This is a genomic window from Dactylosporangium sp. NPDC049742, from assembly GCF_040674675.1.
Classification (GTDB): Bacteria; Actinomycetota; Actinomycetes; order Mycobacteriales; family Micromonosporaceae; genus Dactylosporangium; species Dactylosporangium maewongense.
This window is the reverse complement of the sequence record NZ_JBFANF010000001.1, coordinates 664,104-688,933: the sequence shown is the minus strand read 5'-3', so window position 1 is coordinate 688,933 and position 24,830 is coordinate 664,104. Positions and strand designations below refer to the sequence as shown.

At 71.7% G+C, this 24,830-nt stretch carries 17 protein-coding genes and 1 pseudogene; 7 read left to right on the top strand and 11 right to left on the bottom strand.

Translation table 11 applies throughout. The features are described from left to right. Nucleotides 1-94: 94 nt before the first annotated feature. On the bottom strand, nt 95-838 hold the full coding sequence (locus AB0J72_RS03105; RefSeq protein ID WP_363393962.1) for an oxidoreductase: 744 nt from the start codon (nt 836-838) through the stop codon (nt 95-97). Nucleotides 839-989: 151 nt separating this feature from the next. Here AB0J72_RS03105 and acs point away from each other — a divergent pair, with 151 nt between their 5' ends. Next, a complete protein-coding gene (gene acs / locus AB0J72_RS03100; RefSeq protein WP_363393766.1) occupies nt 990-2,954 on the top strand; it encodes an acetate--CoA ligase in 1,965 nt (654 codons plus the stop codon). Between the two features lie 1,072 nt (nt 2,955-4,026). On the opposite strand, the gene AB0J72_RS03095 is transcribed toward acs, so the two are convergent. From AB0J72_RS03095 to AB0J72_RS03085, 3 genes are all read right to left on the bottom strand, one after another. Then, nucleotides 4,027-5,400, bottom strand: a complete 1,374-nt coding sequence (locus AB0J72_RS03095) for a DUF1501 domain-containing protein (protein WP_363393764.1) — start codon at nt 5,398-5,400, stop codon at nt 4,027-4,029. Nucleotides 5,401-5,426: 26 nt separating this feature from the next. Continuing rightward, nucleotides 5,427-7,400, bottom strand: a complete 1,974-nt coding sequence (locus AB0J72_RS03090) for a DUF1800 domain-containing protein (RefSeq protein ID WP_363393762.1) — start codon at nt 7,398-7,400, stop codon at nt 5,427-5,429. A gap of 278 nt (nt 7,401-7,678) precedes the next feature. Then, nucleotides 7,679-8,761, bottom strand: a complete 1,083-nt coding sequence (locus AB0J72_RS03085; RefSeq protein WP_363393760.1) for a C45 family peptidase — start codon at nt 8,759-8,761, stop codon at nt 7,679-7,681. A 117-nt stretch (nt 8,762-8,878) separates the two neighbouring features. Here AB0J72_RS03085 and AB0J72_RS03080 point away from each other — a divergent pair, with 117 nt between their 5' ends. Beyond that, nucleotides 8,879-9,802, top strand: coding sequence for an alpha/beta hydrolase (locus tag AB0J72_RS03080; RefSeq protein WP_363393758.1), 924 nt, complete (start codon nt 8,879-8,881; stop codon nt 9,800-9,802). Here the strand turns inward: AB0J72_RS03080 and AB0J72_RS03075 are convergent. Together AB0J72_RS03075 and AB0J72_RS03070 are read right to left on the bottom strand one after the other, a co-directional pair. Further along, nucleotides 9,799-10,161 carry a hypothetical protein gene (locus AB0J72_RS03075; protein ID WP_344509059.1) on the bottom strand — a complete coding sequence of 121 codons (363 nt, stop codon included), beginning with the start codon at nt 10,159-10,161 and terminating at the stop codon, nt 9,799-9,801. The two genes, AB0J72_RS03080 and AB0J72_RS03075, sit on opposite strands and share 4 nt — an antisense overlap. Beyond that, nucleotides 10,158-14,753 carry an SseB family protein gene (locus tag AB0J72_RS03070; protein WP_363393756.1) on the bottom strand — a complete coding sequence of 1,532 codons (4,596 nt, stop codon included), beginning with the start codon at nt 14,751-14,753 and terminating at the stop codon, nt 10,158-10,160. Before AB0J72_RS03070 ends, AB0J72_RS03075 begins: the two co-directional genes overlap by 4 nt. A 340-nt stretch (nt 14,754-15,093) precedes the next feature. On the opposite strand from AB0J72_RS03070, the gene mycP reads away from it, so the two are divergent. Then, on the top strand, nt 15,094-16,182 hold the full coding sequence (gene mycP, locus AB0J72_RS03065) for a type VII secretion-associated serine protease mycosin (protein WP_363393754.1): 1,089 nt from the start codon (nt 15,094-15,096) through the stop codon (nt 16,180-16,182). A 298-nt stretch (nt 16,183-16,480) separates the two neighbouring features. Here mycP and AB0J72_RS03060 read toward each other — a convergent pair whose 3' ends face one another. Both AB0J72_RS03060 and AB0J72_RS03055 read right to left on the bottom strand, forming a co-directional pair. Then, nucleotides 16,481-16,777: a WXG100 family type VII secretion target gene (locus AB0J72_RS03060; protein WP_363393752.1), complete on the bottom strand. Its 297-nt coding sequence runs from the start codon at nt 16,775-16,777 to the stop codon at nt 16,481-16,483. Between the two features lie 16 nt (nt 16,778-16,793). Beyond that, nucleotides 16,794-17,111, bottom strand: a complete 318-nt coding sequence (locus AB0J72_RS03055; protein WP_363393750.1) for a WXG100 family type VII secretion target — start codon at nt 17,109-17,111, stop codon at nt 16,794-16,796. Nucleotides 17,112-17,237: 126 nt separating this feature from the next. On the opposite strand from AB0J72_RS03055, the gene AB0J72_RS03050 reads away from it, so the two are divergent. Then, entirely contained in the window at nt 17,238-18,035 is a 798-nt protein-coding gene (locus AB0J72_RS03050) for a Dam family site-specific DNA-(adenine-N6)-methyltransferase (protein ID WP_363393748.1), read from the top strand. Here AB0J72_RS03050 and eccB read toward each other — a convergent pair. After that, nucleotides 18,022-19,329 (bottom strand): type VII secretion protein EccB, encoded by a 1,308-nt coding sequence (gene eccB / locus AB0J72_RS03045; protein ID WP_363393746.1) that lies wholly within the window; start codon nt 19,327-19,329, stop codon nt 18,022-18,024. The genes AB0J72_RS03050 and eccB overlap by 14 nt on opposite strands. Before the next feature lie 68 nt (nt 19,330-19,397). Between eccB and eccE the strand changes: the two genes are divergently transcribed. The 3 genes and pseudogenes from eccE (at nt 19,398) to rarD (ending at nt 23,422) form a co-directional block, all read left to right on the top strand. Then, complete coding sequence (eccE, locus tag AB0J72_RS03040; RefSeq protein WP_363393744.1) at nt 19,398-21,239, top strand: type VII secretion protein EccE; 1,842 nt, start codon at nt 19,398-19,400, stop codon at nt 21,237-21,239. Between the two features lie 757 nt (nt 21,240-21,996). Then, nucleotides 21,997-22,356: pseudogene (locus tag AB0J72_RS03035) on the top strand (phage holin family protein); the annotation flags it as partial. 139 nt (nt 22,357-22,495) lie between these two features. Then, on the top strand, nt 22,496-23,422 hold the full coding sequence (rarD, locus tag AB0J72_RS03030) for an EamA family transporter RarD (RefSeq protein WP_363393742.1): 927 nt from the start codon (nt 22,496-22,498) through the stop codon (nt 23,420-23,422). A gap of 15 nt (nt 23,423-23,437) precedes the next feature. Here the strand turns inward: rarD and AB0J72_RS03025 are convergent, their stop codons facing one another. Further along, a complete protein-coding gene (locus tag AB0J72_RS03025; RefSeq protein ID WP_363393740.1) occupies nt 23,438-24,160 on the bottom strand; it encodes a zf-HC2 domain-containing protein in 723 nt (240 codons plus the stop codon). Between the two features lie 19 nt (nt 24,161-24,179). Further along, nucleotides 24,180-24,704, bottom strand: coding sequence for a sigma-70 family RNA polymerase sigma factor (locus AB0J72_RS03020; protein ID WP_363393738.1), 525 nt, complete (start codon nt 24,702-24,704; stop codon nt 24,180-24,182). Nucleotides 24,705-24,830 lie beyond the last annotated feature (126 nt).

The following is a 24,830-nucleotide window of genomic DNA, read 5'->3' as shown; positions in this document are numbered from 1 at the left end:
GGCGGCTCCACAAGGACCGCCGACAACGGACTCAAAGTGCACGCATGGTAACCCGGTAGGACGTGTGTGACGGCGCCTCTGGATGGGGCGCCGTTCACTGTACGTAGGCGCCGCTGTCGCAGATCTCGACCAGCTCCTCGGCCGCCCGCTCGGCCGCCGTCGCGTAGTGGCGCAGCCAGGAGCGCAGACCATCCGGCGTGCCCGTCGCGAAGGCGTTGGCCGCACCGACATACTCGGGCTCGCGGCTACGGTGGCCCACATCCATCGCCAGCAGGCCCCGGGGGTCCAGCCCGCCGCCGATCAAGGTCAACCGCGCCGCCGCACGCGCCACCACACCGTTCGGCCCGTCAAAAGACTTCAGAGCCAGAAGCTCACCATGTACGACTGCCGCCAACACCAACACGGGAACCTTCGTGCCGCCGGTGACGAGGGCTGACAGTGCATCGAGACGCGTCGCGGCCTCCGGCTTGACCGGCCGGCCGAGCGACGACTCGGGCACGACGTCGCGGGCGATCAGCGTGTGCAGCCGGGCGAGCGCCTGACGGGGCGCCTTCGACCAGGTGCCCGTCAGCCCGTCGAGGGCCGCGGTCGCCCGCAGCGCGCCGTGAACCACCGGGTCGGTCACGACACCGGCACGCACTCCTTCGAGGTCGAAGCCGTGCGTGTCGAGCGCCGCGCTGGCGACCGACGAACGCAGGGCGACCTCGGCGGCGACGGGTCCGCCGGAGCGGCGCAGGGCACGGTGGCGCATGGCCGCGTCGATGGCGGCGCGCGCGGCGTCGAACGCCGGCCGGACATCGGCCAGATCCAACAGTGGAGCGAGTGGGTCATCTTGCACGGGCAAACGGTATCGTGCCTCTACTGGTAACAATGCTTACAGAAGAGCCCGGCGCTTCACAGGCGCCACTCAGCGCAGAACACTCGCAAACTGTCACACCCCCCAACTAGCCTGCTTGCGAGAGCTGGACCACATCGAGGAGCCATCACCGATGAGCGAGACCTTGGAAAACCTTCTCAACGAGACCCGGCAGTTTCCCCCGCCTGCCGAGTTCGCCGCCGCCGCCAACGTGACGGAGGGTGCCTACGCAGAGGCCACGCAGGACCGGCTCGCATTCTGGGAGAAGCAGGCCCACCGGCTGAGCTGGGCCAAGGAGTGGGAGCAGGTCCTTGACTGGACCAACCCGCCGTTCGCCAAGTGGTTCGTGGGCGGCCAGCTCAACGTGGCGTACAACTGCGTCGACCGGCACGTCGAGGCCGGCCGCGGCGACAAGGTCGCCATCCACTGGGAGGGCGAGCCCGGCGACACCCGCACCATCACGTATTCCGACCTGCACCGCTCCGTGTGCCAGGCGGCCAACGCGCTGACCGACCTCGGCGTCACCGCCGGCGACCGGGTCGCGATCTACATGCCGATGATCCCCGAGGCCGCGGTCGCGATGCTCGCCTGCGCCCGCATCGGCGCGACCCACAGCGTCGTCTTCGGCGGCTTCTCGGCCGACGCGCTCGGCGGCCGGGTCAACGACGCCAGCGCCAAGGTCGTCATCACCGCCGACGGCGGCTTCCGCCGCGGCAAGCCCAGCGGCCTCAAGGCGATCGTCGACGAGGCCGCGGCCAAGTCGCCGAGCATCGAGAGGGTCATCGTGGTGCGCCGCACCGGCCAGGACGTCGACTGGGACGACAGCCGCGACCTGTGGTGGCACGACGTGGTGGAGACCGCCTCCCCCGAGCACACCGCGGAGGCGTTCGACGCCGAGCACCCGCTGTTCATCCTCTACACGTCGGGCACCACGGCGAAGCCGAAGGGCATCCTGCACACCACCGGCGGATACCTGACCCAGGCGAGCTACACGCACAACGCGGTGTTCGACCTCAAGCCCGACAGCGACGTGTACTGGTGCACCGCCGACATCGGCTGGGTGACCGGGCACAGCTACATCGTCTACGGGCCGCTGTCCAACGGCGCCACGCAGGTCATGTACGAGGGCACGCCCGACACGCCGCACCGCGGCCGCTTCTGGGAGCTCATCCAGAAGTACAAGATCACCATTCTGTACACGGCGCCGACGGCGATCCGCACGTTCATGAAGTGGGGCGACGACATCCCCGCCGGGTTCGACCTCTCCTCGCTGCGCCTGCTGGGCTCCGTGGGCGAGCCGATCAACCCCGAGGCCTGGATGTGGTATCGGGAGCACATCGGCGGCGACCGCTGCCCGATCGTGGACACCTGGTGGCAGACCGAGACCGGCGCCATCATGATCTCCCCGCTGCCGGGCGTCACCGCCGCCAAGCCGGGCAGCGCCATGCGGCCGCTGCCGGGCATCTCCGCCGACGTCGTCGACGACCAGGCCCAGTCCGTCCCCGACGGCGGTGGCGGCTACCTGGTCCTGCGCGAGCCGTGGCCGTCGATGCTGCGCACCATCTGGGGCGACGACGAGCGGTTCAAGGAGACGTACTGGTCACGCTTCCAGGACATGTACTTCGCCGGTGACGGCGCCAAGAAGGACGCCGACGGCGACCTGTGGCTCCTCGGCCGCGTCGACGACGTCATGCTCGTCTCGGGTCACAACATCTCCACGACCGAGGTCGAGTCCGCGCTCGTCAGCCACCCGAAGGTCGCGGAGGCCGCGGTCGTCGGCGCCACCGACCCGACGACGGGTCAGGCGATCGTCGCGTTCACCATCCCGCGCGGCGGCGTCGACACCGAGGGCGACGCGGGCGAGGCGCTCATCCAGGAGCTGCGCAACCACGTCGCGAAGACCCTGGGCCCGATCGCCAAGCCCCGCCAGATCATGCTCGTGGCGGAGCTCCCGAAGACCCGCTCCGGCAAGATCATGCGCCGCCTGCTCCGCGACGTCGCCGAGAACCGCAGCCTGGGCGACGTCACCACCCTGCAGGACTCGACCGTCATGGACCTGATCTCGTCCGGCCTCCAGTCGGGCAAGTCCGAGGACTGACAGCCCCGCTTCCCGGGCCGGCAGCGTCCCACTGCTGCCGGCCCGTCGCGGAGCCCTGCCATCAGCCGGAGCCAGCCAAGCCAACACCAGACGACCACGAAACCAGCGGTCGCCGGCGCGGACCCTGCCGTCAGCCGGAGCCAGCGGTCAGAAGCCAGCGAGCCCGAGTCCGGCGAGCCGAGACCGACGGGTGGCGCGCCTGTCGTCAGCTGGAGCCGGCAGAGCCAGGCCAGACAACCACGAAACCAGCGGTCAGAAGGCAGCGTGCCCGACTCCATCGAGCCGGGACCGGCGGTTGGCTCGCCTGCCGCGTGGATGTGTTCGGACGCTCCGGCCGCTGCTCGTGACTCCACTCGCGTAGTGGCCCGCCCGGACAGCCACAGCCGTCTTGGATCAACAGCAGGGCCGGATCGGCCCGCAGCCTGGTCAGCAATGGATGGTGCGCGAGCCGTCCCCGGCGGCCTAGTCCCCGCTCATGATCCAAGTCGCGTGGCGGTCGCCCGCACGGCCACGACTGTCCTTCGATCACCAGACGCCGCCAATGACCACCGCAGCCCAGACCAGCATTTCCCACACAGACCACGCCCAGGAACGACCACGGCCCCCAGCGGCCCACCACACATGATCCAAGTCGCGCAGCGGTCGCCCCCACAGCCACGACCGTCCTTCGATCACCAGACGCTGAAAAGAACCCCTCAGCCCAGGCCAGCATTCGCACACGGAGCGGGCTCAAGAACGACCACAGCTCCCAGCGGCCCACCACACATGATCCAAGTCGCGCTGCGGTCGCCCGCACGGCCACGACTGTCCTTCGATCACCAGGCGCTGCGGATGGCCCGGTGGGCGGCGTCGGGGTGGCTCTCCCTCGGCCACGGCGGCGGGTGACCACGGGATGGGCGCGTATGCGCAACTCCAGCCACGCAAGCGTCGGCTGTGCGCCGCGCAGCGGCGCATTGGGGTGCGGGTGAGAATCCCCGCCGGGACCCGCCGCGAAGCGGTGGGGCGGAAGAACAGCGGAAACAGCGGGGCGGCCCCCGGGACCGGGGCCGCCCCTACTTACGCGTAGGTGGAGCTACGCGTAGATCTTGACCGGCGTGTAGGTCTGGCGCGGGAAGATCTGCCCGACCTCGGCGTCGGTCAGGCCGAAGCGGCCCTGGGCCACTGAGCCGAAGACGCTGAACATGTTGTTGTACTCGGGGACGTCGCCGTTGGTGAGGGTGGTGAGGCCGTTCCAGGTGCCGAGGAGTTTGCCGGCGAGCTTCTTGCCGGACAGGACGATGACGCCGCCGCCCTTGCCGTGGTCGGTGCCGCCGCCGTTCTCGGCGACGCGGCGGCCGAACTCGGTGGAGACCATGACGGTGATGTTGGCGCCCAGGTCGCCCAGGTCGTCGAAGAAGGCGGCCATGCCGGCGGCCAGCTCGCCGAAGCGGCCGGCCAGGTAGCCGCCGCGGGTGCCCTGGTTCTCGTGGGTGTCGTAGCCGCCCATGCCGATCGTGGCGATGCGGACGTTGGCGCCGCCCTTGATGAGCTGGGCGAGCTCCTTGAAGGCGTTGCCCACGCCGGTGTACTTGACGCCCTCGGTGGGGGTGTAGCCCTTCTGCGCCAGCGTGGAGGCGAGGGTGAGGGCGTCGATGCCGGCCTTCACCGGGGCCTCGATCGGGTGGTTGGTGCCGGTGAAGAGCTTCTGGATGGCGTCGACGGTGGCCTGCTTGTACTTGCCGTCGCCGTTCACGTTGAGGGAGCCGACGCTGTTGAGCGCGAGCGCGCCGCCGCCGCCCACCAGGGAGCGGGGCAGGGTCGAGCCGATGCCGATGGCGCGGAAGGCGGTGCCCGGGCCGAGCTTGTCGGCGAGGTTGGTCAGCCAGCCCATGCCGCCGGTCTCGGCGGGGAGGCCGCCGAGCTGGCAGATGTCGGTCGCGGCGAAGTGGCTGCGGTCGAGGCGCCGGTCGCTGACGGCCGGGATGAAGGCCAGCTGGCCCGCGTCCAGGTACTTCTTCAGCGGGGCGAAGGACTGGTTGAGGCCGAACCCGCGGTCCAGCGGGATGGACCCGTTCTCCGGCAGCGTGAAGCTGGGGCGGACGCGCTGCAGGACCGCGTCGTTCATCGGGGCGAAGAGCGAGAGCCCGTCGGCGCCGCCGTACAGGAACACGTGGATGAGCGTGCCGGTCGGGGTGGCCGCGAACGAGGCCTGCGTGGTCAGGAACTGGCTGGTCGCGAGGGCGGTCGTGGTGGCCGCGGCGCCGACGAAGAACCGGCGGCGGGTGACGCCCTTGCCGTCGTCCTGCTCGTCTTCCTGACGGGCCAGCTCGAGGTACTGGTCGCGGGTCGCCTTCTGCTCCTCCTGCACCGCGACGGCTTCGGCGCGCAGGGCGGCCTCGAACCGGTTGGGGCCGAGCTTCAGCAGGTCGGGGCACTCAGGGTGCAGTGACGGGTGTTGTGCGCGCACTGTCTTCTCCATTGGTATGCCTCGACTTACCGGAGGTGGTGGTGGGGAGTGGCGAAGATCGCCCGGACGATGGAGGCGATCGCACCGTTGAACGTGGCGTCGACGGGGGTGCTCGCGGTCGTCGCCGGGCCGAGGATGTGCAGGATCGCCAGGCGGCGGTCGTTGTCGAGCGTGACGTTGATGAGCTTCTTGGTCAGCGCGTCGAGGTAGGCGCCCGCGGTCGCCGGCGGGGCGGCGATGATCGCTTCGGGCTTCTGCCAGGTGAACTGGCGCCGGCCGCCGGTGACGGCGCCGTACGCGTCGTTCCACTGGTTGACCATCGTGCCGGCGGAGGTCCAGGCGACGTAGACGTCCGGGTAGCCGTTGGGGGTCGGCAGCTCCATCGGGGCGTGGCCGTACTCCTCCAGCTTGCGCTTGATGTCGCCGAGGCCCTGGACCATCGGGCTGACGTTCATGTTGTTGGAGGTGAAGCCGGCCGGGGCCTCGGCGCCGATGTCCAGCGCGCGGTAGGTCGCGGTGAGGTACTCGCCCGGGCGGCGCACCTTCTGGCCGACGGACGCCCAGAACTCGGTGCGGCTCAGCATCGTCATGAGCACGGCCGGGATGTTGCTCTTCTTGTCCAGGTACGTCTTCGCCATCGCGTCGACCAGCGTCTTCGGCGGCACGTCGGAGACGAAGCGGGTCGCGAGGTTCTGCGCCATGTACCGCGCGGTGTTGGGGTGCAGCGCGATGTAGCGGAAGTACGCCTCCTGGACGGCTTCACCGCCGGCCGCGTCGCCGTTCGCGTGCGAGAAGCCCATGATCTTCACGGGGCCGACGTAGTGCTGCTCCGGGCGGTAGACGTACTGGTTGTCCCGGATGCTGCGGCCGGTCTGCAGCATGGCGGCCTGCCGGACGTCGGTCTCGGTGTAGCCGTTGAAGGCGCCGACCGTGTAGAGCTCGAGGTTCTCGCGGGCGAGGTTCTCGTTGATCTGGTCCTTCGTCGACTCGTCCTGGTCGAGGTACCGCAGCAGCGCCGCGTGCTTGTTGCCGGCGACGAACATGTCGACGTAGTTGCCCAGGGCGTGCTTGCGGATGACGTCGCGCTCGAACGAGGCGCGGATCAGCTCGTTGCCGTCGTGGAAGGCCGCGACGTGGAAGTAGTCGCCGAAGAAGTCGACCATCATCTCGAAGAGCTGGCGGTCGGAGAACAGCTGCTTGGCGATCGCGTAGCGGACGTTCTGGTCGTCAGCCTGGATGCCCTTCTTGTCCAGGTCCTCGCGCTGGGCCTTCAGCTGGTCGTACGACATGGCCCAGGTGACCAGCTCGGCGTCGGCCTTCTGCTCGCCGCGCGTGAGCGGGATCGTCTCGGGCTTCAGCTGCTTGGCGATCCAGCCGTTGATGCCGAGCTTGTTGATGTCGGCGATCGTCTTGGCGTTCGGCCCGAAGGTCAGCCGCGAAGCGAGGTGCCGGACCGGGTCCTTGGTCGGCAGCACGGTCTTGGCGGTGACCTTGGCGTTCTTGGCGGCGTCGGCGGGGGTGCCGAACGAGTTGCCCGTGGTCGGCGTGTTCTTGCGGATGCCGAGGCCGGCCTGGCCGTTCATCAGGCTCTGGTTCTGGTCGACGTACGCCGGGGCGGCGGTGTCGACGGGCGTCTCGGCGCCGGCGTTGGAGGGCTGGGTGCCCTCGCCGAAGAACTGGGTGACGGCGTAGGCGCCACCACCGATGAGGGCGGCCGCGCCACCGCCGATGGCGATCATCGCCGTGCGGCGGCGCCAGTTCGACGGCTCTTCGTCGCCGAAGTCCTCGTCATCGATGTCGGGCAGGCCCGCGCCGTAGTTGCGGGCGGCGCTGCTGGGGTCGTAGAAGTGCGGGCCCGAGCCGCCACGGTCGGCGGGCATGGCGCGGTCGTGACCACGCCGGCCGCTGCCGGTCTGGTCCTCGTAGCCGGACTCGTAGTACGAGTCGGCGTACGGGTCGTAATTACCGTCAGGGCCCTGTCCCGGGCGCCGTCTCGGCACGTCTCGCTCGTTCATCTACAAATCCCGATTCCGACGAGGTGGGGGCTCACGTGCGTCGATCGGGAAGGTAGTAGGTGCCAAGAGCACCGACAAGCCGCGTATGAAGCGCTCTGACCAGGACTTAAGGAGCCGCGCGACCACCCACCGCGAAGATCACCGATGACCTGCCGGACTTAACCGTGCTGAGCTGCGAAAACAGCCCATCTGACGGCAGTGGCCGGCCGCCGGAACAGCCTCATCAGCACAGATACATTTAAGGTGGTTCTGCACCGCAGCGGTCAGGCGAAAAGTCCGGTTAGTCGGACCTCGTGATACGTATCGGCCTGACACGACGGACCGGCGGCGATGGACATCCGGCGCTCGTCGAGGTCGAGGATCACGGCGTACAGCGACTCGGAGCGGTCCTCCTCCGTCGGCGCGTTCACGTCGTGCCGGCAGATCGCCTGCGGGTGGCCGCCGTGGTCCGCGAGCACCGCCTGGAGGTGCTTCTCATCCACGGGGAGCGTGCCGAGCAGGCGGCGGGCCCGGGCGCCGCGGAAGAACGACGAGCCGCCGAAGTCGCGGAACGTGTCGTGCACCGTCGGCAGCGCCTCGAAGTGGTTGGCGTGGGTGATCACGCCGTCGACCGGATGCAGCACGCCGACGTCACCGGGAGCGACCTCCAGATCGATCAGCTCCCCCGGTACACCCGCGGCGAACGCCTGACCGAGCAGCAGGTTGATGCTCGCGCTGCGCGGCGTGGAGCACGCCACCCGCAGCGCCGTGCCGAGCACGTCCTCCTCCAGCACGGCCCGGAGCAGGACGTGATAAGGCACGCCGCCGGGCCGGCCGTCGCGGTCGCTGGTGAGCATGTTGACGCACACGCCCAGGCCGGCGTCGTTGAACCCCGTCTTGGCCAGCATGCCGGCCTCGGTCAGCGTGAGCACCGTCGATCCGCGCTCGTCCCGGGTCGCCAGCAGCAGCGTGTACGGGCGCTGCGCCGGGTGCCAGTCCCAGTTCTGCGCCAGGAGGGTGTGACCGGAGGCCGTCCGCGTGTCCAGCACGCCGATCGAGGTGCATTCCGTGTTGCCGTACAGCAGCTCCGTGCGCGCGTTGAGGGCATAGATCTCCTCCACCGGTACACCGGCACCCTCAGCGACACCGTCGAGCATCTCCGCCACGCGGGGGGCGTGCTGCCGGGACGCGGCGCGGAACAGGCTGCCGGCGCGCCGGACGGCCGGGCGGTCGAGCCCCGTCGCCGCGAACCGCTCGATGTAGTTCGCGGTGTTCGCCGCGATCATCGAGCGGGCGGCAGCACCGTAAGCGACGCCACACTCACCGGGAGTGCCCGAGACTTCGATCAGCGGCAACGGCAGGCTCATGCGCTGCACGCTAAGCGTGACTCACCCCTGCCGAGAACCCTCGGCGTTTCCCAGAGCGGCGGATCACACCCGGTCGCCTGGCAGGGATCCGGGCCGCGTGGCCCTACGCTGAGCTACATGAACCCCGCGGTAGACGACACGTGCGTCATGATCGACGGGCCGTGGTCGCACCGCTTCGTCAGCGCCAACGGCACGAGGTTCCACGTCGTGGAGGCCGGGACCGGTCCGCTCGTGCTGTTCCTGCACGGCTTCCCCGAGTTCTGGTACGCGTGGCACCACCAGCTCAGCGCGATCGCCGACGCCGGCTTCCGGGCGGTGGCCGTCGACCTGCGCGGCTACGGTGCGAGCGACAAGCCACCGCGCGGTTACGACGGGTACACGATGGCGGGTGACGTCGCCGGGCTGATCCGCGCGTTGGGCGAGCGGACCGCGCACCTCGTCGGCGCCGGGTACGGCGGCATGATCGGCTGGGCGACGGCGGCGTTCCACCCGAAGCTGGTCCGGCGCCTGGTCGTGCTCGGCGCGGCGCACCCGCTGCGGCTGCGGGCGGCGCTCGCGACCGACCCCCGCGGCCAGCTCGCCGCCGCGCGGCCGGTGCTGAAGTTCCAGCTGCCGCGCTTCGAGCACGTGCTGACCCGCGACAACGCCGCGCTGGTCGGCGAGTATCTGGCGATGTGGGGCGGGCCGGCGTGGGTCGGCACCGACGAGTACCGCGACTACGAGCACTCCTGCCGGCAGGCGATGCGCATCCCGCAGGCGGCGTTCTGCGCCCTGGAGACCTACCGGTGGGCGGCGCGGTCGGCGTTGCGGCTGCAGGGGTACCGCTTCGTCAAGCAGCTCCAGAAGCCGATCACCGCGCCCGTGCTCCAGTTGCACGGCGCGCAGGACACGGCGGTGCTGCCGCGGACCGCGCAGGGCTCGGGCCGTTACGCGCAGGCCGAGTACGAGTGGCGACTGATCCCCGATGTCGGGCACTTCCCGCATCTCGAGCAGCCGGAGCTCGTGACCGGGGAGATCCTGCGGTGGATCAAAACGGGCTAGACCCGATATTCCCGTAATTCGCTGACGTCGGCGCGGGGGGCCCAGCCCTGATACACGCCGTAGTCGAACTCCTCCAGGCCGAGCTCGGCGGCCACGGTCGCCTTGCCGCCGGTGTACTCGACGCGCAGCCAACCGTCGTGCTCGCCGAGCACGATGAACGGCTCGTCGCGCCAGAAGCAGGTCGTGCGGACGTACGCGAAGTCGACCTCGCCGAGCGGCACCACCCGCCGGAACCGCCCGGGCCGCACCTCCTCGAAGCCGTCGCTGGGATCCGGCCGGTACAGGCGGACGTTGTCGCCGTCCGGGCTGGCCTCGTACTCCGCGCCCTGCCAGCGGGCCGCGTAACCGTCCCGGATCACAGCTCCTGACCCTTCCGCCACGCCGGCCCGTCGGCGTCGAGGCGGGCGATCAGCTCCTGCCTGCCGTCGCGCCGCAGCCGCCACAGCTCCGCGTGGTGCGGCAGCCGGGCGCTGTCGACCTTGAACTCGGCGATCACGTCGCTGGTCTCGCTCGGCGCGAACCCGTTGCCCCGGAACGGCGGGCGCTCGATGACCCAGCCCTCCATCGCCCGCATCCCCGCCTCGTGCGACCCGCCGTAAGGGATCCGGTACAGGTCTCCGCGGTACGCCTTCCAGCGCAGCACGTACGCCTCCTCGGCGTCCGGCTTGAACGACGAGCCCGCGTACCCCAGACCCAGCGCCTGATACAGCTGCTCCGGCGTCTGCAGGTGCGCCACCTCGCCGGCGCGGTGCACGAAGCCCGACACCCGGTCGTAGCCGCGCTCCAGGTAGTACGACAGCTGCTCGGGCGAGATCGGCTTCTGCATCAGCAGCGGCCCGCTGGCCACCGGCGGCTCGAACGCCGGCCTCGGCTGCTGCGCGGGGCTCGCGGCCGCCGCGGGCTGCACCGGCTCCGGCTCGTCGACGCCCAGGCCCAGCTCGGCGGCCCACGTCGCGAGCTGCACCACCTCCGTGCCCGGCAGCACCGCCCCGGTCGGGGAGTCCGGGTTGACCGCGAACGCCAGCTGGTCCCCCGGCGGCCAGTTGCGGATCAGCCGCGTGAACTTGATCCAGCTACCCTGCGTGTCCGCGCCGAGCCGGTCCGCCATCCGCTCCGCGGACGTGAACACGACCAGGTGCGGCAGGCCGTTCATGTGCTCGGTCCGCCACGCCGCCGGGTCGATCAGCCCCTCACCGGTCCACTCCGGCACCAGGACCTTGGCCAGCAGCAGCGTCGACAGGAACCGGTCGGTGCTGTTGGCCTGCACCGCCTCGAACAGGTCCTGCTCGACCGTGTTGGCCGGCCGGAAGTCCCGCGCCTGCGCCGCGGCCGACTTCACCGGCACCGTCGGGGGCGGGATGACGACCTCCGCGTCGACGACGTCGGCATGCAGTCGCATCGGCGGCTCGTCGACGACCTCGGGCTCGTAGACCGACTCGAAGAAGGACCTCACCTCGTGCGAGGGCGCCGCTCCCGTTGCGTTTTCGGCTGCTGTACCGGCGGCTGCTGCACCGGCGGCGGGCGCGCTGGAGGCCGCGCTGGAGGCTGCACTGGAGGCTGCACTGGAGGCGAAGAACGAAATCGGGGTGTCTTCGGCGGGCCAGCCGATCGCCTGGGTCGATTCGCTGTCGCCTCGGGTGGTGTCCTGCGCGCCGGTCCAGCTCTGCCCGGCACTGTTCGACGCGCGGTCGGCGTCGGCCCGGTCGGTCGCCCCGGCCGGTCCGTCGTCCGTGGCACCGCTGCCTGCCGCGACTCGGCCGCTGGCCTCCTCGGCGCGGCGGCGGGCATCCTCGACAGCGCTGGACCGGGCGACTCGCTCCTCGATCGCCCGCAGCTGCTCGGCCAGCTCGCGGGCGGCCTGTTCCTCGGCGGCCCTGGCCTGGGTGGCGCGCTCCTCGATCGCCCGCAGCTCGGCCGCCAGGTCGAGGCCCGTCGCCTCGTCGGACGGCCGCCACGGCTCGAACGCACTCTGGGCGGCCGCCTCGGCGTCCCGCTCTGCCTGCGCACGGGCCGCTTCCTGCGCTTCGAGGTCGCGAAGCTGCTGGGCCACCAGCTCGCGGGCGGCCTCCTGCGTGGCCCGCTCCTCCTCGGCCCGCTCCCGTGCCTCCTGCTCCCGGGCTTCCTGCTCGGCCCGCTCACGGGCGTCGCGCTCGGCCCGCTCCCGGGCTTCCTGCTCCCGGGCTTCCTGCTCGCGTGCCTCCTGAGCGGCCCGGTCCCGGGCTTCCTGCTCCCGGGCTTCCTGCTCGCGGGCTTCCTGTTCGCGGGCCTGTGCGGCCTGCTCGCGGGCCGCCTGCTCGCGGGCCTCTTGGGCGGCCTGTTCGCGCGCTGCCTGTTCGCGGGCGGCCTGCTGGGCGGCGATCTCCCGGGCCATCTGGTCGCGGTTGCCCTGCTCGAACGCGTCCGGCCCCCACGGCACCTGCTCGCGCGGCGCGAGGTCGCGGTCGCTCTGCTCGAACGCGTCCGGGCCCCACGGCACCTGCTCGCGTGGCGCGAGGTCGCGGTCCGACGGCCCGGACGAGCGGCCCGGCCCGTCGAACCCGGAAGGCTCGGCGTCGGCGAAGAACGGGTGATCGTCCAGGTCCGAGATCCGCCCGAACCCGGCGGCCTTGGCCCGCCCCTTGACCGGCCCGAAGAGCGACCCCGGCTCGTCGACCGGCGCGGCCGGCTCGTCGGCGGGCGCGGGCGCCTCATCGACCTCGGGCGCCTCGATGTCCAGCCGGCTGAACCCGGGCCGGTCGAACACCGGCCGGTCGAACGGCAGCGGCGGCTCCGCCTGCGGCCGGCGCGGCTCCTCGGCGCGACCCCCCGCGGGTGCGGACAGGAAACCGCCCTGGTCCTGCGGCCCGCTCTCGCCCTGACCCGGGCGGGGCTCCTCGCCACGGAACGCGGCAGGCTCGTCGCCCCTGTCCCGCCCGCCCAGGAACCCACCCTCGCCGGGCCGGAACGCGCCAGGGTCGACCAGCCCGGGACGCACCGGCAACCCACCCGGCGCGCCCGGACCAGAGGGCCGCTGCGGGAGAGCGCCCGGACCACCGGGCTGAATGCCTTCGCCGGCACCGGGTCGCGACGGCAGCGGGCCGCCACCAGGCGCGGGCGGGGTCGGCCGGGACGGCAGCGCGCCGCCCTCTCCAGACCTGAACGCGGCCGGCACCTCGGCCTCGCCACGCCCACCCGGCTGGCGGGTCGGCAGCGGCGGAGCGGTCGACAGCGGCAGGTCCGGGGGCGGCTGCCACGCCGCCGGGATCACCGGGTCGGCGTGTTCGGTGAAGATCTCGCCGAGGCTGCGCGCGGGTTCGCGGCGTGGCCAGTACCGACGCGGATCGCCGTCACGGTCGTCCTGTCCAGGACCGTCAGCACCGCGCGAGGGCAGGCCACCGGACTGCTGCCGCCCGGGAACGGGCGCCGAGCCACCACCAAGCGCCGTGGACGGCCGCGACGGCAGACCCCCCGCCGGCGACGTCGGCCGCATCGGCAGCCCTGACTCACCACCAGGCCGCATCGGCAGGCCGGACTCGCTGCCGGGACGTGTGGGCAGACCAGACGAGCCGGCGGACCCGGGAGCAGGTGACGTCGGCCGCATCGGCAGACCACCAGGACCAGCCTCAGCACCACCCGAACGCCCCGCGAAGCCCGACGCACCGGACTCACCGGCACCGGGCCGCATCGGCAGACCAGACGAGCCAGCGGACCCGGGAGCGGGCGACGTCGGGCGCATCGGCAGGCCACCGGGCCCGGCCTCGGCACGCGCCGCGAAGCCCGACGACCCGGCGGACCCGGGAGCAGGCGACGTCGGCCGCATCGGCAGACCAGACGAGCCGGCGGACCCGGGAGCGGGCGACGTCGGGCGCATCGGCAGGCCGGACGGCTTGGACTGCGCTGCCGGGCGGGTGTCGGCACCAGGTGACCAGCCCGGCGCGCGGCTGGGCGCCTCGGGCTGCAGGTCGCTGAAGAGCTCGCGCTCGCCCGGCACGTCGAGCGACGAACGGTCCGACTCGTCGAAGAGCCCAGACCTGCCCGTCGGCGGCACCGGCGGCGGAGCGGCGGCGGGCGCCACCGGCGGCCGGGGACGGCGGAAGTCGGCGGGCCGGTCATAGCCCGCGGCCCCCGTCGTGCGCTCGTAGTTGATCGGCCGATCGGCCCGCGTCGGCAGGAACGCCCCGGGCGGCGCCACGTCGGGCGGCGGCACGTCCCGCTTCGGCGGCGGCCCGGCAGGCGGCCGGCCGGCGAGCCCCGACTGCCCCGCGCCCGCGAACCCACCGGCCCCCGGAGCACCGGAGCCGGCTCCAGGCATCCCGGACCGGGCGCCGCCGGCTCCAGCAGCCCCGGGCCCGGACGTGCCAGGCCCAGACGGAGCGGAGCCACCGAACCCGGCACCCGCGGACCCGGAACCGGGCGGCGCGGAGGTCGGTGCGGGCGACGACGACTCGGCGGCCTTCATGCGATGGCGCTCGATCGGCGTCGGGGCGGGCTGGTTGGGCACACCGCGGACCGGCACCTGCGCGGTCGCCCTGGCCCGCGACCCGGACGCCTGCTCGATCCTCGCCCGGGCCCCGAGCGTGCGCCCGGGCAGCCGGACGTCGCCACGAGTGATCTGGGTCACGAACCACGACGGCAGGTAGCCCTCGATGGGCAGGCCGGGGTTGACCGCCAGCCACCACTCGACGTTGGGCCAGATGCCGGACAGGTCACGGAACGGCACCCGCCGATGCGTGCCCGGATGCCCGGCGAGGCACTCCCGGAGCGCCTCGGGCGACGTGAACGCCAGCACGTGCGTGCGGCCCTCGGTCGTCCAGGTGCCCCAGCCGGAGTCGCCGGTCTGCACGCCCTCGGGCGCGATGGGCAGCAAGATGTCAGTCCGCGCCAGGATGCGGAAGTACTGCTCCTGGTCATTGGCGCGCAGGGCGTCACGCATGGCGCCCTCAGCCTCGGTGGCCGGCTGCCACTCGCTCACGGCCACCCCCTCTGTCGGGCTCGGAACCGCCGCGCTCGCGAAACTTAACCTATACGGCCACGGCAATCCGAGGGGTGCGACCCTGCAAGCGCTCCGGCCAGCATAGCGATCCAACCGCCTCCGAACCCAGGCCTGTCTCACGAGCGTCACCGTCCGAGGGTCGAACGACTACGATCTGCGCATGCCAGGAGCCGTCAGAACGGCCTTTCTGAGTGTTTCATGCTGCTTCGTCGCATTGTTTGTCGCACCTCCGACGGTCGAGGCGCACGCTCCATCTGCCTGTCCGGCCCCGATCCGGCCGCCCGCGCCCGCCCCGACCTCGCTTTCCTGGCCTTCGCAGATGTACGACCACCGCAAGCTCGACCCCCTCGCCGACGGTCGCGGCGTGACGGTCGCCGTCGTCGACTCGGGTGTCGACGCCGGGCACCCACAGCTCCAGGGCGCGGTACGGGAGGGGCCCGACCAGTTCCAAGAGGGCGGCTCGCTGATCGACTGCGTCGGCCACGGCACGGGTGTGGCGGGCATCATCGCCGCCCGCCCGATCGCCGGCTCACCGCTGCGGGGCCTCGCCCCGGCCGCGACGATCCTGACGATCCGGGTGAGCGAGCTGGTCGAGCTCGAGGACGGCAGCACCGCCGGCCGGCGCGGCACCCCGGCAGGCGTCGCCACGGCGATCCGGTCGGCCGTCGAACTGGGCGCCGGGGTGATCAACCTCTCGCTCGTGTCGTACCAGGACAATCCCGGCGTGCGTGAGGCGATCCGCTTCGCGGTGTCGCGCGACGTGGTCCTGGTAGCCGCGGCCGGGAACAGGTTCGCGGAGGGCAACCGGACCCCGTACCCCGCCGCGTACGACGGCGTGATCGGCGTCGGCGCCATCGGCCCGGACGGCCAGCGCCTGCCAGGCTCGCAGACCGGCCCGTACGTCGACCTCGTGGCCCCAGGCGGCCGCGTCGTGACGACCTCCCCACCCCGCGGCCTCGCCACCGTGGAGGGCACGAGCTTCGCGACGCCGTACGTCACCGCCGCGGCAGCCCTGCTCCGCCAGTACCACCCGGAACTGACGGCACCGGAGATCGCCGCCCGCCTCACCGCAACCGCCGACGGCGGCACGGCAGGCCCCGGCTACGGCGCCGGCGTGCTCAACCCCTACCGCGCACTGACGGAGGAGACCGGCGCCCAACCAGTCCGCGCCGGCCAGCCACTCCCCCCGATCGCCACGGACACACACGCAGCGGAACGCGCCGCGGCCGAACACCAGACGCTCCTCATCGCCGCCCTGACCACGGGCGTGGCCGCGCTGCTCCTGCTGACCGCGGTCGTCCTGCCCCGCGGCCGCCACCGCCGCTGGCGCCCAGGCCTCCAACGCCTCCCCGAACCGGCCAACCCCACACCCGACCGCTCAGCCCCCGCCTTCACCCCGCGCCGCTGACAACCAGCCAGGCACCCACCGCCACCTCACCGACGGCCCGAACCCCGCGCCCTCCCGCCCGGTGCCCACTTCGCCTGGTGGCCGCGCGGGCAGCGCGAGTCCGTCGCCGTGCTGTTGCTTCCCTTGGACGAAGACACGCGCCTCTCCCTCAAAAATCGGAGGGCGCTGGGCATGCCGAATCGCGCCGGGGGTCGAGCCCCCGACGCTCGTCGAACCGGCCCGCAAACCGCGAGGCGGCGGCGGGCATGGCAGGGGCCCGGTCCGCGAGCAGGTGCGGACCGGGCTGTCTCCGGGCGCCTCAGCGCTGGGGGAACAGGTGCCTGTTGCGTTGCTCCGTTTCCAGGTAGCGGCGCATGGACTCGTCCAGGGCGACCTTGATCTCCCGCAGCGTCGCGGCCAGGTCGGTGCCGGCGCGCTCCCAGTTGGCCTGGCGGGCGGCGTACGCCTGCTGGGACTCGCCCTGCCAGCCGGCGGTCAGGCGGCGGCCGAGCTGCGAGACCTCGTCGAGGCGGGCGGTGAGCGTGTTGAGCGCGCTCTGGATGGACTGCCCGGCGTGGTCCATGGCGGAGAAGTTGACCACCAGTGTGTCGTCCATGAGTGTCTCCCCCGGCTCAGAGCGGCAGCTGCTTGGTGCCGATGCCCCGGAAGCGGGCGCCGGCGTCGGTGTCGGAGACCTCGTAGTTGCGGCCGGCGGAGCGCAGGCCCTCGGCGGTCTCCAGCAGGTTCTTGTTGAGCGTGTCCTGGTCGCGGTGCCATGCCTGCTTGACCGTGTCGAACGACCGGCCGCCCGCGCCCTGCCAGCCGGTCCTCGTCGTCTCCAGCTCGCGCATCAGCGTGCCGAGCATGGTCTGCAGCTCGCCGTTGACCTGCTCGAACCGTTGTGCCGCCGATTGCAGCTCGGCCTGCTGCGCCTGTGTCGTCTGTGCCACGGTGCTCACCCCGTCTCTCGTGTCGCGGACTCGCCGACCGTATCGGCAGTCACCGATCCGCAACCAGACGTAATTCCTCCCTGTGGATAACTTCCGGCATTTCGCCGCTCCTTTACGATGGTGCGCGTGGCGGATGGCCGGTCGTTCATCAAGTGGGCCGGTGGGAAGACCCGGTATGCGACGCAGTTGATCGCGATGGCGCCACCGTTCACGGGGCGCTATTGGGAGCCCTTCATGGGCAGTGCCGCGGTGTTCTTCGAGTTGCGGCCGGCCAAGGCGGTGCTGTCGGACGCCAATCCCGAGCTCGTCGCCTGTTTCCGCGCCGTGGCCGCGCATCCGGAAGCGGTCATGCGGCGGCTGGACGCGCTGCCCAACACGGCCGAGCGGTTCGCCGCAGTCCGGGCGCAGAACCCCGCCGAACTGACCGACATCGAGCGGGCCGCCCGGGTGATCTACCTCAACAAGACCGCGTTTCGCGGGCTTTGGCGGGTCAATCGGCGAGGCGGGTTCAACGCACCTTATGGCGCTTACGACCGCCCGTACTATCGCCGGGAAACGCTGCTCGCGGCGTCGGCGGCACTCGCCGGGGTGGACATCCGGCTGTGCGATTTCGAGGAGCCGCTGCGCGAGGCGGCGGCGGGCGACTGGGTGTTTCTCGACCCGCCGTATCTGCCCGAGGGCGGGTTCGCGGATTTCAAGCGGTACACGCCGGGGCAGTTCAGCGACACGGACCACGAACGCCTCGCCGCCGCGATGCGGGCCGCCACCGGACGGGGGGTCCTGATCACCATGACCAACAGCGACACCGACGCCACCCGTCGCATCTACGGCGACTTCACCGCCACGACGATGGCCACGCGCCGCGACATCAACCTGCGGTCCGACGCACGGGCCAGCTCGGACCTGATCCTCACGAACTACTGAGCGCGACCTCCGGGTCGAGCGCCGGTCCGGCCGGCAGGAGCGCGACGAACTCGCCGGGCACGACGGCCGGCTCCACGCCCTGATAGCCGAGGCCGGACAGGACGCCCGCCACGGGAAGGGCGTGCCTGCGACCGAGATCGGTGACCAGTGTGAGGTTTCCGGAGTCGGTACGGACGAGCGCACCCCCACCCGGCGCCACCACGATCCGGTCGGCCAGCACCGCGCCCGAGGCCGACGCCGAGGACGTCTGCAGTGCGGCCCCGAGGTCGGGCAGCGTGTTGCCGGTCGTGATGGTGGCCGCACTGGTCGTACACGCGACGCCGGAGACATCGTCGAGAAGTTCAGGCACCTCTGAGGGCAGGCCGGCGCCGGGCGCGAGCGGGTGGACGGGCCGGTCCCCGACCAGCGCGGCGAACTCCCCCGGCGTCAGCGGCTGCGGCCTGACCTGCAGGAGCGCGGCCTGCAGCGGGGTCACCGAGGCAAGCCCGACGGCCGTCACGACGAACGCGTCGGCCCTGTCCCCGGTGCGGACCTCGAACAGCTGCCCGACCGTTCCCGCGGCGACCTTGCGCCCGCGCTCGGCGATCTCGGGAACGACCAGGTCAGGGCCGGATGGAATGGCGTGCAGGAGCGCTTGGGCGACCTTGGCCTGGCCGCGTCCCGACCACACCAGCGCCGGCAGGACGCTCCCAGGTTGCCTGATGAGGTGTTTTCGCCCGTGTACGACCAGGTACAGGCTTTCTGTCGTTCCTTTCGCGAGCAGCGCCCTGGTCCCGAGCGGCGTGCCGTCGCGTGGCGCGTTCGCGCCGATGAACAGCACCGACTCGCCCTGGTGCGCGCAGACTGCCCATGTCCCACGGTGGAGGCTCTTGGCGGACGGCAGCGAGGCGGGCGCGCCCGGGATGCCGAGCGGCGCGCCGCGGGGCGCCTCGGCGAGTGCCTTCCTGCCGACGGATACGGTTTTCGCTCCGGCACGGTTGATGATGAGCAGCGCGGACGCCTGATTCAGGACTGGATGGACGCGTTGGTCGCGATACACAAATAGTGCGCCCGACTCCTTCTCCACAATGATCGCTGTTTCGTCGCGCCATTTACCGGAGGCGCCGGGGACGATCAGCGCAAAAGCCGCGGCGCCTCCGATGCCGAGCGCCGCGAGCAGCACCCCGACCAGCGTTGCCCCTGCTACGCGCCGAAACGGCGATCTCGGCGGGTCGCCCTCGCGCATGACCAACGCGGCCACGACCCGCTGGACCATGAACTGATACGAATGCAGCTGGTCCTGCCGCGACGCCATGCAGCCCCTCCGAAATTGTCGTACCGGCGCTTTACGATATTCCGTGGATTGCATAGGCGGGGGGCGATATGAGGAAGGTCCTGTACGTGGTGCTGGCGCAGGCCGCGCTGGCACTGGCCGTCCTGGCGTGGACGGTGCACCCGGCGTGGGCCCTGGGGTTCGTGGTGGCGCCGGTCGGGCTGCTCGCCCGCCCGCGTGGCACCGCTGTCCGGTCCTTCATGACATCCGTCGACATCGACGGTGTCGCCGCGGGCGTGGTGGAGGACGCCGACGGGCTGGCCGTGATGATCCAGGTCGGCGACCTGTCCGACCTGCTCGGCGACGCCCCGCCGCCGCTTCCGCCACTGAGCACGCTGCTGCCCCCGCCCGCCCCGGACCTTCCGGAGCTACGCGTCCAGCTGCTGATCAGCGCGACCGCCGCCCTGGACCGCGACGCGTCCCCCTCCGCCGTGTCCTACCGGCAGCTCACCGACGGCCAGGTCCTCGCGCACCAGCGGGTCCTGGTGTGCGTGCGCGCCCGCCGCGCGGGCGGCTTTCAGCGCGAGGACCTGGAGCACACCCTCGTCGCCGCGGTCCGCCGCGCGTGCCGCCAGCTCACCAAGGCCCGCCTGCCCGCCCATCCCCTGCCGGCACCGTCGGCCTCGGCCGCGCTCGCGGAGACCACCGGCGACCGGCCCGGCCTGCCGGCCCGCGAGACGAGGCACGGCCTGGAGATCGGCGGCCTGCACCAGGCGATATACAGGCTGCGCCGCCGCCCGCGGGAAGGTCCGTTCGCCACGCACCTGCTGACACTGCCGTGCGCCGCCGTGACGGTCGCCCTCACCGCCGCCGGCGACAACCCGTGCCGCGCCGAGCTGACGATCCGCCTCGCGACCCCGACCCCGGCCGCCCTGGACCGGGCGACCGCCGCGCTGCACCGCCTGGCCACCACCCACGACGCCGCCGTCACCCGCCTCCGCGGCGCCCAGCTCGACGGGCTGGCCGCCACGCTCCCTCTCGGTGGCGGCGCCGCGTCCAGCACCGCCGCGCTCGCCGGCCTGCTCACCGGCCGCGACGACCTGACCCCCGACGGCACCCCAGCCGACCCCGTCACCACCGCCGACCTCACTTTCCTCCAGCCGACCCCCGCCCTGGCCGGCCTCATGCTCGGCCGCGACCGCCGCGGCGCCCCCGCCGTCATCCACCCGTTCCGCGCCCAGCCGACCCGCGCCGTCCTGATCGGCGGCGCCCGCTGCGCCCAGCTGCTGACCCTGCGCGCCCTGGCCGTCGGCGCCCACGTCACGGTCCAGTCGTCCCGCCCCGACACCTGGTCCCCGTTCCTGCGCTCCCTGACCGGCGAGCAGATCACCCTGCTCCCAGCAGGCCAGCCCGCCACCCTCCCCGCCCCAACCCCCACCCACCCCCAACTCCTGATCCTCGACCTCGACGCCGCCCCCACCGCCCAACCCACGCCCGCTGCTCGCCGCACTCCCACCGCCAGCAGCAGGCCGCTGCCCGCCACCCCTGCTCACGCCAACGGCCCCACACCCGCTCCCACGTCCACACCTACGCCGTCGACCGGCTTCGCTCCCATTCCCGTCGATGGCCCTGACGCGGACGTCGTTGTCGGAGCGGGCTTCCCGGCCATCTCGAGTGAGTCCCCTTGGCGCGCCACGCTCGTGATCCGTGACGGGCTGACGCTCGCCGATGCAGATCTGCTGACCGAGGCCGACCTCGTCTTCCTTCAGCCCCTGACCCCAGCCGAGGCCACCATCGCCACCGACGTTCTCGGCCTGACCGCTTCAGCCTCCTGGCTGACCCGCATCTCACCCGAGATGCTCGGCACCGTGATCAACCACCACACCCTCCGCTGGACCCACCTGTCCCCGACCGCCATCGAGCTCCAGCTCATCGGCCGCCCCACCCGCTGACCCAGGCCACCTTGCGCGTGGCCACTCCGTCCTGACCCGACGGACCGCGACCGCTACCAACATCCACGAACTCCACAACGTCACCTCGCGGCCCGCCACACCTCACCGCGTTCAGCCCCGCCATCAGCGCACCCGCCCCGCCAGGAACGCACCCGCCCGCAAACCGAGCCCCACCGAAACTCCAACTCGCCGGCCGCCCTGTTCGCTGACCAGAGCCACCTTGCGCACAGCCCACCCATCCGACCCAACGGCCGCGATCAACATCGACGAACTCGACAACGCAACATCGCAGCCGACCACGCCCGGCCTCGTCCTTCTCGAACCCTTGATCCGAGCAATGCCGCTGTCGCCACCGGTGCCCCTCGTCCAAATGCAGGAGCCGCCTATTCCCCCAAGCTCCAATCGACCGGCGCTTGTTCGGGGCCGCCAGCTGGGCAAACGGCGAGGGTCGATGGTTGGACTCGATGGGGCACGGCGGTTTGCCATGATCCCGAATGGTTCTGGTAGTCCCGGCCACCGGAACCGCACGGGATCATGGGGTGCGGCGGAGGCCGGGCACCGGATGCGGCGCGCATGCGCGGAAGCCGCCGCCTCGCGCCGTAGGCGCGCAGTAAGCGCAGCGTGGCAGGCGGTGCGAGCGAAGCGAGCATTGGGGTGCGGGTGAGAATCCCCGCCGGGACCCGCCGCGACAGCGGTGGGGCGGAAGTACAGCGCCGCAGCTAGCACTGCCTTGGTGGGGCGTGGCACGATCACCGGCATGGGAATCCTGATCCGGCTCGGCGTGAGTGCGTTCACGGTGTGGCTGGCAACGCTGGTGATCCCGGGCATCACTGTTGGGGGGACGACTGGGCGGACGGTGCTCACCGTGCTCGTCGTCGCCGCGATCTTCGGGATCGTCAATGCGGTGTTGCGCCCGATCATCAAGACCATTGGGTGCTGGGCGTATCTGCTGACGCTCGGGCTGATCTCGCTGGTCGTCAACGGGCTGCTGCTGATGCTGACGAGCTGGATCGCCGAGCAGTTGGACCTGGCGTTCCACGTCGAGAACTTCTGGCCGTCGGCGGTGCTCGGGGCGCTGTTCATCGGCATCGTCAGCTGGGTCATCAACCTCGTGATCCCCGACGGTGGCGACAAGGACCGAAACCAGCGCCGGCAGCCCCCGCCGTCGCGGCAGCAGCAGTACTACCCCCGCAACTACCGGTAGGCGAACGACCCGGTGAGGGGCGGTCGGCCGACCGCCCCTTACGGTAAGAGGCGTGGAACCGCTGCGCCGAGGGTATTTGTCCGCATTGTCCGCCAACATCATGTGGGGCGTGTTCCCGCTGTACTTCCGGGCGCTGCGGCCGGCGGGGGCGGTGGAGGTGCTCGCGCACCGGATCGTGTGGTCGCTGGTCTCGGTGGCGGTGCTGCTGACCGTGCTGTCGCGGTGGCAGACCCTGAAGGCGCTGGTCAAGGACGGCAAGCGGCTCGCCGGGATCGCCTCGGCGGCGGTGTTCATCGCCGTCAACTGGGGTGTCTACATCTTCGCCGTCGACACCGATCACGTGGTCGAGGCGTCGCTGGGGTACTTCATCAACCCGCTGTTCGTGATCCTGCTCGGCGTGCTGGTGCTGCGCGAGCGGCTGCGGCGGCTGCAGTGGGTCGCGCTCGGCGTCGGATTGGTCGCCGTCGTCGTGCTGAGCGTGGACAACGGGCGGTTGCCGTGGATCGCGCTGACGCTGGCCGGGTCGTTCGGGACGTACAGCCTGATCAAGAAGCGGCTCGGGCTGCCCGCCGGTGAGGGGCTGTTCCTGGAGTCGGCGGTGCTGACGCTGCCGGCGCTCGCGTTCCTGGCGTGGCTGGCGAGCCGGCACCAGGAGACGTTCGGCACGGTGTCGGCCTGGCACACGATCATGCTGGCGGGCAGCGGCCTGCTGACCGCGGTGCCGTTGCTGCTGTTCGCGGAGGCGGCGAACCGGGTGCCGCTGTCGGGCCTCGGGATCCTGCAGTACCTGACGCCGACGCTGCAGCTGGTGCTGGGCGTGCTGGTGTTCCACGAGCCGATGCCGCCGGCGCGGCTGGCCGGGTTCGTCATCGTGTGGTGCGCGCTCGCGATCTTCACCGCCGACGCGATCCGGCACAGCCGCAAGAGAAGGGCGTCCGCCGTGAAGGAGCCGGCGACCGCCGTCCGTGAAGCGGTGTGAGTCAGACGACGAAGGTCAGGCGTCGAGGGCGAGCAGGGGCGTGCCGTCCGCCCCGCGGATCTCGATCTTCTGGATGTTGTCGCGCCGGTACTGGCTGTGCGCCTTGAGCTCGTACTCGTCGCCGGCGCCGGCGGTCCACGAGTCGAGCTCCTCGGGTTCGCCGGACTTCGGCACGACGTAGAGCTTGTAGGTCCACTTGCCGTAGCCACCGCCGGGCTTGTAGGCGCACCGCATCCGCACGAGGGTGCCGTCGTCGAGCCCTTCGATCGCGAGGCTGGCGGTCACCGGCACCGTCGCCGCGACCTCCTGCATGGCGACGAAATCGGGCTGTCCGAGCCCCGCGGACCGCACCCCGAGCACGGCGAGCACGCCCAGGCAGGCGGCGACGAGCGCCGTCCCCGCGGTCTGCCAGCGACGGCGGCGCCGCTCGGTGCGCCGGCTGCGCCGCGCCCGGTCGAGCACCCGCGGCAGCAACGGATCAACCCCAGAAGCATCGGCCGGAGAAGGCGCGACCGACGGACCAGCCCACGAAAGGTCCGAAGACGAAGACGAAGACGAGGGCGAGGACGGCGGCACAGCCGAGGGACCGGCCCACGAAGCGACGCCAGGATCGAGCTTGCCGAGCAGCTCCGGCAGGTCGCCGAACTCCGCCACCTCCGCCTGGCACTCCGCGCAGCCCGCCAGGTGCCGCTCATACGCGTCGCGCTCCTCGGGCGACAGCGCCCCGAGCACGTACACGGCCGAGTCATGGAGGTGTTCACACCTCATTGCCCACCCCCAACTCCTCCAGAACGACCTTCAGCGAACGCAGTGCGTAGTAGGTCCGCGACTTGACGGTGCCCGGGGGCACGCCCAGTCGTTCGGCCGCCTCGGCGACCGAGCGTCCCTGGTAGAAGCACTCCACCAGGACCTCGCGGTGCGGTCGGGAAAGCCGGTTCAGCGCCTCCGCCAGGACCCAGGACTCCACCGCGCGCTCGGTCTCGTCGACCACGACCGGAGCCTCCGGCAGCTGGTCGGTGAAGACCTCGCCGACCCGCGCGGAGCGTCGCCGCCACGCGTCGATGGCAAGGTTCCGAGCGGTGGTGAAGAGCCAGGCCCGCACCGAGCCGCGGGCCGGGTCGAGCGCCTCCGGGTGTTGCCAGGCCCGCAGCAGGGTCTCCTGCACGAGGTCCTCGGCCCGTTGACGGTCTCCGCCGGTCAGTCGCAGCGCGTGGGCGAGCAGCGCGTCTCCGTGCTCCTTGTGGAGCGCCTTCAGCAGCAGGTCAGCATCGTCTGTACTCACGCTTTGGCACTATCCGCATCCCTTCCACTGGCTTCTACGCACTAATACGCACAGCGGTTCAAGGCGGCGTCACATGTCATTCACCCGACATCCCTAGGGTCGCGTGTCATCCCCCGTCGCTGATCA